Source organism: Ligilactobacillus sp. UO.C109, assembly GCF_026847815.1.
GTDB classification, from domain to species: Bacteria; Bacillota; Bacilli; order Lactobacillales; family Lactobacillaceae; genus Ligilactobacillus; species Ligilactobacillus salivarius.
In genome coordinates this window covers 100,607-113,304 of the sequence record NZ_JAPSFH010000034.1, presented here as the reverse complement: position 1 = coordinate 113,304, position 12,698 = coordinate 100,607, and the positions used below count along the sequence as shown (strand labels likewise).

The window sequence follows — 12,698 nt, the reverse complement described above, 5'->3', positions numbered from 1 at the left end:
AGCTTGTACTCAAGGATTCACTCAACGAACTTGATGTGCTTAAGCTTTCACTTAAGGATGAACTTGTACTCAAGGATTCGCTCAAGCTACTTGATGTACTTAAGCTTTCACTTAGTGAGGAGCTTGTGCTCAAGGATTCGCTCAAGCTGCTTGATGTACTTAGGCTTTCACTTAGTGAGGAACTTGTACTCAAGGATTCACTCAACGAACTTGATGTACTTAAGCTTTCACTCAAGGATGAACTTGTACTCAAGGATTCACTCAACGAACTTGATGTACTTAAGCTTTCACTCAAGGATGAACTTGTACTCAAGGATTCACTCAACGAACTTGATGTGCTTAAGCTTTCACTTAAGGATGTGCTTGTACTCAAGGATTCACTCAAGCTGCTTGATGTGCTTAAGCTTTCACTCAAGGATGTGCTTGTACTCAAGGATTCACTCAACGAACTTGATGTGCTTGTACTTTCACTCAAGGATGAACTTTTACTTAAGGATTCGCTCAACGAACTTGATGTACTCAAGCTTTCACTAAAGGAGGTGCTCATACTTACACTTTGTGATTTACTTACATTCTCACTTTCACTTTGTGAAATGCTTTCACTTTGTGACTTACTTACCTCTGTCGATTCACTTAATGAAGTACTTTTACTCAAGGATTCACTTTCAGCTGGTGATGTTTTATTATCTAGATAGTAGATTGCTTCTTTCAATCTATTGGCTGCTGTAAGCAAATCGTAGTAGTTCTTCATTGTTTTAATGTCAGTAACACCATTTAATTGTTTTTGAAGTTCTGTTAATGCATTGTTAAAGTCTGTTTGCTTACTTTCCGTTGCGTTTTTAAATAATAGTGTATCCGTAATACCATTTGCATAATCCAATAACTTAGCTTGGTCACCCAAAATAGTTCCTTCAAGTGTTGTTTTTCCTATATTGCGAGCTACCGGATTCAACAGCTCAACAATTGGATCTCTATACACATTATTTCCTTGACCAATTTTATATATTGGATTACCTTCAGCATCTACACCCTCTTTAATAGGCATCTTTGAAAAATCCATATTATTTACTTTCATCAGGGTAGGGAATATATCTCTTCCTAATTTTCCAGAAGATGATTCAAAAATAGAAGCTATATCATCATAAATTTTTGATAAAGATGTATATTGGTTTCCGTATTTTTGATAATTAGCTGGATCTAGACCATTAATATCATCAGAGAATCTTTGTTTCCACTTATTAACTTCATTTAATTTCGTCTGATATTCTTTACTATTATAACCATCGCTTGGAGGTGTTATCTTATTAGTGTTTGAATCATATTTCCAAGGGTTAACGAAATCATCGCTTTGAATATAATTCAAGAAATCTTGAATAGCCTTATTATAGCTATCTAAGTCATCTTCAAGACTCTCAATCTTAACTTGACGTACCCATGTGTTGTTTATTGTCAACACACCGTCCTTATATTCTCTAGTTTGTTTTAGAATATAAGTATCTACTCGATCCTCATCACCATTAGGAACCTTAAATTCATTACTTGTAAAATATGCATTGGTTGCTGTAGCTAAATCTTCTCTAGTAAAATTAGCTGTTACATCTCTACCGCTATCATCTTTAATTAGATTAGTTTTAGCACTATCTGTATAAGCTTTAGCAATTCCATCTTTAGCGACAATTGCATTTATTGTATATTCATAACTTGAACTATCGCCATCATTAATAGTACGAGAACCAATATCTTCTACAATCTTTCTTGAACTATCATTATACGCATAATATGGATTTTCAACCAAAGCAGTCTTACTTTGACCACCTGCCGTATAGGGTACACTTGATGTAACACGTGTATAGTTCACGGTCATATCATTTTCAGGTATAGCAACATTATTTTTACCCTGAGTATCATAAGAATTGTTTACTACAACCTTGATATGCTTATATTCTTTATCTTGAGAAACTTCTTCACCTGTTAAATGACCGTAATTGTAATCAGTACTATTTTTATAAGTACCTAACGCTGAAATTATACCTGAATAAGTTAAATCCGCTTTAATTTTAGGATCAGAAATTGTATCAAAGGAGACAACATATGTAACTGATTGAGTATTATCATAAGCTCCCCAAGTTTTCCAAGTATAAGCTTGGTTAAAATCTGCTTGATTATATTGTCCGGCACTAGAATCAACTACTGGACTTTTTGCATTATTATTTAATTTACCCATGTCATCGATGAACATACCTTCACCGGTCCATGTATCTTTTTTCTCAGTAGGAGCCCAAGATGCAACTTTAGGTGAAGCATCATTAGGTCCACCACTAGAATCTGTAGAATTGAAGAAGTAATCATGAATATCCTTAGTAGTGTTGTAGTAATCTACTTGTCCAAGAGTTAGTGATTTCCCATCACTCGGGTGGAATTTTGGATCCTTTATAGCTTGCTTCCAAACACTATTCCAAGCATTATAATCTGAATAGTATGGATTATTCGAAATTGGTGTACCTGAGCCTGCCGATACTAGCTGTCCATCTTTAAAATATAAACTTCCATCTGATAGTCTTTGATCTATTGGAGTTACCTTACCATTTTTTTTGAAAGCTCCCTCTGTATTATCATTGTTATTCAAATAATAGTAATTTTCAAATTTCACTTGACCGTCAATCGTCAAATCTTTAGTCAAGGCGAATCCCATATGATCATTCGTGGCTTTACTAATTTTGCCACCTTCTGCATCATATGTGAATCCCTCTGGTAGATAGGTAATTACCCAATGTTTCTTATTAGGATTATTTTGATCTGTCGTTACTTGAACATTTATTGTTTTATTAGGGCCAAATTCTTTAGTATTATATCCAGCCCATCTGTTGAAGTCATCCCAAACAGGAGTTCCTGTCATGTCCACTTGACCTTTTTCAATAAATCCGTTAGAACCTCTATCTTCTCCCACATTAACTGCAAATACTTGTGGTTGAGGAGTTTCTTTAGACTTAATAGTTTGTTGTAAGGCTTGTAACTGTTGTACACCATAAGCATAGTCTGAATCTGTCCACCCACTTTGAGGATCTGATAGAATCATTTGGGAACGTTGAATTGCAGTCTTATATGCTTCTTGATATGCAACGTCCGCAGACTTGAATTCACTACTATTAATAAATGCTGATGCTTGATTTACCATAGATTCAAATTCTGCTTTAGAACTTGTTACATTACTACTATTATTTATGCTGCTAGAAGATGCTAGTGATTCACTTCTACTAATGCTTTGAGAAGTGTTTGCTTGACTTTGTGAATTAGACTTACTTTCAGAAATAGATTCACTACTGGAATTACTATTTGATTTAGTTTCACTTGTTGAGCTGCTATTAGTATCAGTATTTAGAGATACAGATTCACTCTTGGAAACAGATGATTCTGTTTGTACGTTGCTTTCACTTGTACTTAAACTATCACTTACACTACTGCTACCAGATCCTGAACTTAAGTTAACAGTATCTTTGGTTGCTAAGTTTTGGTTGCTGTCTAACTGCTTTGTATCCGCTAAAGCGGTATTTGTAGTTAACGTTGCACCCCCAGCAACCGCTCCTAGTACCGCAGCACCTTTCAATGCTGCGGTTAAGCCATCTGAACTTAATTTATCCTCTGATTTCTTATCCTTTTCTTTGCTAACAAGTTGAGTATTTATAGCTGATTTATCTAATCTTCCCTTAAACACTCTTATTAACCCTATAGATGAGATTAGGGAGCTTACCCATTGCTTGCCAGCTTTATAGAGTTTGACGTGTGTCTTTCTATCATTTTCAAATTCAAAGAAATCTTTCTTATTTCTTCTGAATTTCAATATTCAATCCCCCATATCTAAATTAAATTATAAAATCAATTAAAACAAAAACATTTTAATCAATCTATCCTCTAATTATATACGTTTCACACAATTATTTCAACGTTTCAAAATGTTAAAAAAATAAAAAAATAGCCCTATTAAACAACTTAAAAAAGCTATAATATAAAGCTTTTTACAATTATAATCAACACTGTGTTGATTATGTTAAATAGAAAATTTTCCGATAAAGCTTGGTATATAAACTTTTATCAATCATAGCCAACTATGATAAAATATTTTATTTATAATTTACTTGTATTTTTAAAAATGTAAATTAGTTATTATAACCCCTTTATATAAATTTAATATTTAATGTAAAATAAAAACTTCATGCTTTATTATAAAGTTATATAAATGATAAATATTTAATTATAATACAGGTGTAATGACTACTTAGAAAATTTGTGCTACGATATCTATGAATCTTTTTTTGATACTTAATATGTAAGGGGATGGTGTTAGTTTGCAAACTTCTATTGGTGTCAGAAAATTAGTTGAATTTACTTTAAAGAAGGGAAATCTAATATCCAGTGTTAATTCTCAGAATACTGCCTTAGATGGAATTAATATCCACCAACAATTACAGAAAACTTTTTCTAAGGATACTAAGGCTGAATTTTCTTTAAAAAAAGAATTGCTTATCGATGGCGAGTCTTGGATACTTCATGGACGAGCTGATGGTCTTAAATGTGTTGATGACATTCCAAGTCAAATTATTGAGATTAAAACTTCTAGTCTCGAATTTGAAGAACTCTCTGCTAATACACTTGAACTTTATTGGGCACAGGCTAAAATTTACGCTCACATAATCATGGAAAAAGAAGGTTTATCAGAATTATCACTTAAATTAATTTATGTCCAAACAACTACTAATGTAACGACTGAAAAAATTCAAGTTATAAGCAAAAATAAAGCTAAAGACTTCTTTAATGAAGTTATTGAATCCTTTACCAATTGGATAAAACTCCAACATCAACTAAAAAAAGAACGTGATTTGTCAATTAATAATTTAGACTTTCCTTTTTCATCTTATCGACAGAATCAATATGAATTTGCTACTGCAGTTTATAAAACAATTGCTTTAAATAAAAAATTATTGGTTGAAGCTCCCACTGGAACTGGAAAGACTATTTCAACTATTTTTCCTGCAATTAAAGCTTTAGGTACCAGTAAATGTCAAAAAATATTCTATCTAACTGCCAAACAAAGTACTCGACAGGTAGCAGAAGAAACTTTACAGTTGTTAGTAGACCATGGTCTTTCTATTTCAACTATTACCCTAACCTCCAAAGAACAAATTACCTTCGCTGAAGAAATAGATATACCCGATGATAAAAATCCCTATTATTTAGGCTATTATAACCGTTTACGCCCAGCTTTAATAGATATTTTAACCAATGAAAAAATTATCACTCGACAAGTCATTGAAACTTACGCTAAAAAACATTTGCTAGATCCATTTGAATTTTCTTTAGATGTTAGTAATTTCTGCGATTTGATTATATGTGATTATAATTATCTTTTCGATCCCTTAGTTAAATTACAACGCTTCTTTACAGAAAAAAATTATGGCTATACATTTTTGATAGACGAAGCCCATAATTTAATTGATCGCTCTCGAGCCATGTACACAAAGGAAATTTCTTCTGAAGAAGTCAGAAACTTATTAGATAAACTTCACTCACTTCCACAACCTCCACAAGAAGTTGTGAATAAGTTAAATACACTTTTAAATGCTTTTGATTTAATTAAGGAACCGTTATTAAATTATCAACAACAGGATGTAATAATTGAAGAAAAGCTATCTTCAATTACAAAAAAATTGATGTACTTTTGTGACTTTGTTACAGAATGGTTAAAAGAAAATCCAGAATTTTCACTTAAAGATGAGTTATTGGAACTTTTCTTCACTGCTTATACTTTTGTCAAAGTTAGCGACTATTATACTGAAAGTTTCAGAACACACCTGTTAATTACAAAAAATTCTGAATTATTGATTAGGGTATTTTGCCTAGATTCTAGCAGCTTAATTGCTAATAGTCTTAATTTAGGGGGTAGTGCTGTACTATTTTCAGCTACTCTATCTCCTTTAAATTACTATCAAGAAATGTTTGGCTTAATTGATGACAGCTTATTATATCAACTAACTTCACCCTTTAATGAAAGTAATCTTAACTTATTGATAACTTCATACATTCCTGTGACTTATCAACAAAGGCAACATAGTTTAACTAAAATTATTACGGCTATTTATACCATGATTACTGCTAAAACTGGTAATTATCTGGTATTTTTACCTTCATATACTTTTTTAAAGCAAGTGGTTGTAGCTTTCAATCAAGCTTATCCACATGTAGATACTATAATTCAAGAAACTAATATGACTAGAATGCAACAAGAAGAATTTTTAAAGCAATTTGTTTCAAATCCATCTAAAGTTTTACTTGGTTTTGCCGTATTAGGTGGTAGTTTTGCTGAAGGTATTGATTTGAAAGGTGATCGTCTAAATGGCGTAGCTATAGTTAGCGTTGGACTTCCAATGTTGAATTCAGAAACTAATGAACTAAAAGAATACTTCGATAATAAGCAAAAGAATGGATTTCAATACGCTTATCAGCTTCCTGGACTTAATAATATTTTCCAAGCTGCTGGTCGTGTCATCAGAAGTTCTACTGATATAGGTGTTGTACTTTTAATAGATTCTCGTTTTTCAACAGCTCGTTATACACAGTTTTTTCCACCACATTGGAAATATGCACATGTAGTCCACAATAAGCTCGAATTACAAAATAACCTATTTAAATTTTGGGATAATAAAAATACAGGCAGCTAAAATTCAAATTAGCTGCCTGTATTTTTAAAATCTAAATGATTTATGAAAATAAAATCCCTGTAACCATCGTGATGAACGTTTAATATTAAAATATGCATAAATACATAGCAATCCTGCACCAATTGTATCAGCAATTAGATCTCCCATAGTATCCATCAATGCTGCTCGACCTACAAAAGCTTTTCCTGCACTGCTAGCATAACGTTGTAAGTTCATTCCAAATAAACCATCGCAAGTAAACTCATAGAATTCCCAACACACTCCACAAAAAATTGCAAATGATAATGCATAAAGTACTAAGAATCCAGCTGGCATATGTTCTCTTAAGTGCTTAGGAACAATCATGCCATATAGTGAAAATCCAAAACTAGCCAATAAGGCTCCACTTATTAAATGAAGTCCCTTATCCCAATAAGGCACGCTATAAAAATGTAATAATGTACCTAGATAAACTGAACCATATATAAATAATAAATAAAACGCATTTAGGAATTTAGGCAAGTTAAATCTAAAAAGGCTTGAGGCAATCACAGGAGCTAAAGCTAGTAAAATCCCTGCAATTGTTTCTGCTATGTATAACATACTTTTATGTTCAATAAAACTTGAAACTAATGATACCAGCATTGAAATTTCAATAAATATTAGCATAATTATGTCAAATGACCAATTAAATTTTTTCATATTATAATTCACCTCACAACAAAAAAATCTGTTACCCACCTCAATTATGAGGCAAGTAACAGATTTTGACAAGTTATCCACAATCTTAGTTTGTGAAACCGTACTTCTTGTTGAAACGATCCACACGTCCGTCTGCTTGTGTAAACTTTTGACGACCTGTGTAGAATGGGTGTGAATCACTAGAGATTTCAACACGGATCAATGGATATGTGTTGCCATCTTCCCATTCAATTGTTTCTTCAGAATTCTTTGTAGAACCTGATAAAAATTTATAACCTGTTGCAGAGTCCATGAAAACAACTTCATGGTAATCTGGATGAATTCCTTGTTTCATTTCATTTCGCTCCTTTGCCCTGAGTCATTTGCTGAGTCAGAGTTATTCTGTGTATTACAACAAGAAACATAATAACATGTTTCAAAACATTCTGCAATAAATTTTTTATTTCATCATTTTTTCAATTTTACCACAAAATTCAGCATTATCTTGCGAATTACGTAAAAGTTGTAGCACCTGTTCAGTGTCAGAAACTAAATCACTACTCAAGTTTTTACGCAATTTCCATAATGCATCCAATTTCTCTTGTGACAATAATAATTCTTCTTTTCTTGTTCCTGAACGCTTTATATCGACAGCAGGAAAGACTCTTCTTTCTGCCAATTCACGTGATAAGTGAAGTTCTTGGTTACCAGTTCCCTTAAATTCTTCATAGATAACATCATCCATACGAGAACCAGTATCTACTAATGCAGTCGCCAAGATCGTCAAGCTTCCGCCCTCTTCAATATTCCGTGCTGCACCAAAGAATTTCTTTGGTTTATATAAGGCTGCCGGATCAATCCCACCAGAAAGTGTACGTCCACTTGGCGGAACTACTAAGTTATAAGCTCTGGCTAAACGAGTCAAAGAATCCAATAAGATAATAACATCTTGTTTATCTTCAACTAATCGCATCGCTCTTTCCAGCAATAATTCTGCTACACGTACATGATTTTCAGGACGTTGGTCAAAAGTTGAGTAAACAACTTCACCGTTAACTGTTCTTTCTAAATCTGTAACTTCTTCTGGACGTTCATCAATTAGTAATAATAACAATTTCGCATCTGGGTAATTTGCAGAAATTCCTTTGGCAATTGCTTTTAACAAACTAGTCTTTCCAGCTTTAGGTGGCGCAACAATTAAACCACGTTGACCAAATCCAATCGGTGCAAACAAGTCTATTACACGTGTAGATAATTGTCCCTTAATTGTTTCCAATTCTATCTGTTTATCTGGATAAATTGGCGTTAAAGCTGGAAAATGATCGCGTTTCTTGGCTTCTTCAGGATCCTTATTATTTACAGAATCAACGTGTAAAATTCCATAAAATTTTTCGCCTTGTCGAGGTGGGCGAGCTGTCCCTGCAACTTCATCACCATTTCTTAAACCAAATCGTCTAATCTGTGATGCTGAAATATAGATATCCTCTTGTGATGGTCCATAATTGATAGGTCTCAAGAATCCATAACCATCTTGATTAGGAACTATTTCTAAAATTCCTTTCATATAGAAACCATTTTTATTTGCTTGTGCTCGAATTACCGCTAAAGATAATTCTTTTTTATTCATTTTGCTATAGTAAGGAATTTTATAAATTCTTGCGTAATTATAAATTTCCTTTAGCGTCATGTTTTCCAATTCAGCAATTGTTAATTCTTTGATATCTTTATTTTCAGATGTCGCCATTACATTTCCCCTATTCTCGGTTATCTGTAATAATTTCTACTTTTACAGACAGACCTTTTAATTTATCTACTATTCTGTCATAACCACGTAAAATATTATCAGCCTTTGTGATCACAGTTGTTCCTTCTGCCATTAATGCTAAACCTAGTAATGATACTCCAGCTCTAATTTCGCTAGCTTCAACTGTTGTTCCTAGTAAGTCTTTAGATCTCTTAACAGTAATAATTCCATCTTTACTAGAAATCTTTGCACCCATTTTACGCATTTCAGGAATATGTTTAACTCGTTCAGGATATAATGTATCAATAATTCTAGAACTACCTTGTGCTTTTAATAATAGTGGAGTTAGTGGTTGTTGCAAATCTGTCGCAAAACCTGGGAAAGGAGCTGTTTTAACTGTGACAGGGACTAATAAATCGCCACCAGGAACATAGATGCTATCTTCATGAATTTCTAAACGTACACCCATTTCTTGTAACTTGGCGATGAATGGATCTAAATGTTCTGTAATAACATTTTTTACTAATACACCGTTACCGTTTGCTGCTGCAAATGCTAAGTATGTACCTGCTTCAATTCTATCAGGAATAATTGTATGAGTATTTGTAGCTCTTAATTCATCTACACCCTCAATTCTAATAACATCTGTACCAGCTCCACGAATTTTAGCTCCCATATTATTTAAAAATGTAGCTAAGTCGACAATTTCAGGTTCTTTAGCTGCATTTTCAATAATTGTAGTTCCCTTAGCTTTAACTGCCGCTAATAAGACATTAACTGTGGCACCAACTGAAACTAAGTCAAAGAAGATTCTTGCACCCTTTAACCCTTCAGGACCAGTTTTGATATAGACCTTATTTTCTTCCTCTATAACTTCTGCACCTAAGGCTTCAAAGCCTTTAATATGTTGATCAATAGGACGTGGACCAATATTATCGCCACCAGGAAAATCAACAATTGCTTCACCAAATCTACCTAACAAAGCTCCCATGAAATAATAAGAAGCTCGCAAACTTCTAATAGCTTTACCAGGAAGTGGAGCTTTCTTGATTTCAGTAGGATCTATCATCAATTCCCCATGTCCAAAATGGGAAGAAACATTCATAGACTTTAAAATAATCATCAAATTATGTACATCTAAAATATCCGGTACACTATCAAATCTTACAACTGTGTCCGCCAAAATAGCTGCTGGAATCAGTGCCACTGTACTGTTTTTAGCACCTCCAACAGTTACTTCTCCAGATAAGGTCTGCTTACCTTTAACAATCATTTTTTTCATTTATTTATCTATCCTCTATCTAAATTAATATCATTAAATGGTGCATCCTTAATCACTATAAAGCTTCATGATGCACAGAGCGTACTCTTCTCTTTATCTTACAAGATTGACGCTCTGTTTTCAACGATAATACGGCGTTTTCATTAATATTTAACAATAACTAATATTACTGGAATAATTATTACATATATAACAATATATTAAAAAAACTACTTCCAAATCATCAACAGATTCGAAAGTAGTCTCTATCTATTTTTAATCCAGCTTTTGTCCATTAATGACTGCTGTAATTTCGCGATACTCATCGTTAGTAGGTTCAGCTTCCATTGTCTTCAAGGCATGGATTCTTTCAACTGAGCGATGACTTTCCAAAGAAAAATCAGCATCTGTTAAATGATTTTTTTCTTGATATTCAATGATTGATTTTGCAAATGGACTTAACTCTCTAGCTACCATTTTCCCTACCTCCAATTCTATACAATTTAATCATAGCACAATTTACAGAATTGGATAATAAAAAACAATATATCCATAATCAAATACAGATATATTGCCTTTAAATCAATATTACTTACCAGCACTAGCATTAATAAATGCTTGGAATAGACCTTCTGGACGTTGTGGACGTGATAAGAATTCTGGATGGTATTGTGCAGCAACAAAGAATTTGTTTTCTGGAATTTCAACAACTTCAACTAAACGGTTGTCTGGAGAAGTACCAGAGAATACTAAACCTTTAGCTGCCAATTCATCGCGATACTTGTTGTTAAATTCATAACGGTGACGGTGACGTTCTTGAATTACATCTTGGTTACCGTATGCAGCAGAAGCAACAGAACCAGCCTTCAACTTGCATGGGTATAGACCTAAACGTTGTGTTCCACCCATATTTTCAACATCTTCTTGATCAGCCATCAAGTCGATAATCTTATTAGCAGCCTTTGGATTTACTTCACCAGTTGTTGCATCTTCAATACCAGCAACATCACGAGCAAATTCAATACATGCCATTTGCATACCTAAGCAAATACCTAAGTAAGGTACATCATTTTCACGAGCATAGCGAATTGCTTGAATCATACCTTCAAGACCTCTATCGCCAAAGCCACCAGGAACAATGACACCATCATAATCCTTCAATTCATCAGCAACATTTTCAGCAGTTAACTTTTCAGAATCGAAGTAATCAATCTTAACGTTAGCTTCAATTGTGTATCCAGCATGTTTCAATGCTTCGTTAACAGAAATGTAAGCATCTGGTAATTGAACATACTTACCAACCAAAGCAATCTTAACTTCACCTGAAAGATTCTTAACTTTATCACGTAAAGCAGCCCATTCAGTCATGTCTGCAGCAGGTGTATCTAAGTGTAATTTCTTACATACAATTTCATCCATGTTTTGAGCTTGTAGATTCAATGGAATTGAGTAAAGTGTATCTACGTCCATAGATTCAATTACTGCTTCTGGTTCAACATCACAGAAGTTAGCAATCTTATTACGCATGCTTTGAGAAATTGGCTTTTCAGTACGTACAACTAAAATATTTGGTTGAATTCCTAAACCACGTAATTCCTTAACACTATGTTGAGTTGGCTTAGTTTTCATTTCTCCAGCAGCATGTAAGTAAGGTACAAGTGTTGTGTGGATGTAAACTACATTTTCACTACCTACTTCAGATTTCATTTGGCGTAAAGCTTCTAAAAATGGCAATGATTCAATATCACCAACAGTACCACCAACTTCTGTAATTACTACATCAGCATCTGTGATTGTACCTGCACGCATGATTTTTTCTTTAATCATGTTAGTGATATGTGGAATAACTTGAACAGTTGCACCTAAGTAATCGCCACGACGTTCTTTCTTCAACACTTCAGAATAAATCTTACCTGTTGTTACGTTAGAATACTTGTTTAAGTTAATATCAATAAAACGTTCATAGTGACCAAGGTCTAAATCCGTTTCTGTACCGTCATCTGTCACGAAAACTTCTCCATGTTGATATGGACTCATTGTCCCTGGATCTACGTTGATATAAGGGTCAAACTTTTGAATTGTAACTTTCAAGCCACGATTCTTCAACAAACGTCCGAGTGATGCAGCTACGATTCCTTTACCTAATGAGGAAACAACACCACCAGTAACAAAAATATACTTGGTCATTATAACTCTCCTTGTGTTAAATTAATTATTTAAGGACTATCACAAAAACAAGAAACTCCCTATTCGCTTATCTTTGAATAGGGAGCCTTATTATCCGTTCTTTACTTCATAACTCATATGAAGTGCCCGTATT

The 12,698-nt window shown here is 33.5% G+C and carries 8 protein-coding genes; 1 reads left to right on the top strand and 7 read right to left on the bottom strand.

The features are described from left to right. On the bottom strand, positions 1-3,838 hold a 3,838-nt coding region (locus tag OZJ21_RS09205; RefSeq protein ID WP_268857726.1), incomplete at its 3' end, for an accessory Sec-dependent serine-rich glycoprotein adhesin. A gap of 505 nt (positions 3,839-4,343) precedes the next feature. Between OZJ21_RS09205 and OZJ21_RS09200 the strand changes: the two genes are divergently transcribed. Continuing rightward, complete coding sequence (locus tag OZJ21_RS09200; RefSeq protein WP_268857725.1) at positions 4,344-6,713, top strand: ATP-dependent DNA helicase; 2,370 nt, start codon at positions 4,344-4,346, stop codon at positions 6,711-6,713. 24 nt (positions 6,714-6,737) lie between these two features. Here the strand turns inward: OZJ21_RS09200 and OZJ21_RS09195 are convergent, their stop codons facing one another. From OZJ21_RS09195 to OZJ21_RS09170, 6 genes are all read right to left on the bottom strand, one after another. Then, positions 6,738-7,394 (bottom strand): hypothetical protein, encoded by a 657-nt coding sequence (locus OZJ21_RS09195; protein WP_011475705.1) that lies wholly within the window; start codon positions 7,392-7,394, stop codon positions 6,738-6,740. 85 nt (positions 7,395-7,479) lie between these two features. Beyond that, complete coding sequence (locus tag OZJ21_RS09190; RefSeq protein WP_003699599.1) at positions 7,480-7,728, bottom strand: type B 50S ribosomal protein L31; 249 nt, start codon at positions 7,726-7,728, stop codon at positions 7,480-7,482. A 105-nt stretch (positions 7,729-7,833) separates the two neighbouring features. Further along, positions 7,834-9,117: a transcription termination factor Rho gene (rho, locus tag OZJ21_RS09185; protein WP_268857724.1), complete on the bottom strand. Its 1,284-nt coding sequence runs from the start codon at positions 9,115-9,117 to the stop codon at positions 7,834-7,836. A 10-nt stretch (positions 9,118-9,127) separates the two neighbouring features. Continuing rightward, complete coding sequence (locus tag OZJ21_RS09180; RefSeq protein ID WP_081540558.1) at positions 9,128-10,399, bottom strand: UDP-N-acetylglucosamine 1-carboxyvinyltransferase; 1,272 nt, start codon at positions 10,397-10,399, stop codon at positions 9,128-9,130. A 255-nt stretch (positions 10,400-10,654) separates the two neighbouring features. Beyond that, positions 10,655-10,855, bottom strand: coding sequence for an LBP_cg2779 family protein (locus tag OZJ21_RS09175; RefSeq protein WP_003699605.1), 201 nt, complete (start codon positions 10,853-10,855; stop codon positions 10,655-10,657). A gap of 111 nt (positions 10,856-10,966) precedes the next feature. After that, the gene (locus OZJ21_RS09170) at positions 10,967-12,565 is read right to left on the bottom strand and encodes a CTP synthase (protein WP_003704804.1); all 1,599 of its coding nucleotides are present in this window, start codon (positions 12,563-12,565) and stop codon (positions 10,967-10,969) included. Positions 12,566-12,698: the final 133 nt, after the last annotated feature.

Coding starts and splice junctions, on each gene's coding strand:
- OZJ21_RS09195 (WP_011475705.1), bottom strand. CDS start 7,394: ATGAAAAAATTTAATTGGTCATTTGACATAATTATGCTAATATTTATT.
- OZJ21_RS09190 (WP_003699599.1), bottom strand. CDS start 7,728: ATGAAACAAGGAATTCATCCAGATTACCATGAAGTTGTTTTCATGGAC.
- rho (WP_268857724.1), bottom strand. CDS start 9,117: ATGGCGACATCTGAAAATAAAGATATCAAAGAATTAACAATTGCTGAA.
- OZJ21_RS09180 (WP_081540558.1), bottom strand. CDS start 10,399: ATGAAAAAAATGATTGTTAAAGGTAAGCAGACCTTATCTGGAGAAGTA.
- OZJ21_RS09175 (WP_003699605.1), bottom strand. CDS start 10,855: ATGGTAGCTAGAGAGTTAAGTCCATTTGCAAAATCAATCATTGAATAT.
- OZJ21_RS09170 (WP_003704804.1), bottom strand. CDS start 12,565: ATGACCAAGTATATTTTTGTTACTGGTGGTGTTGTTTCCTCATTAGGT.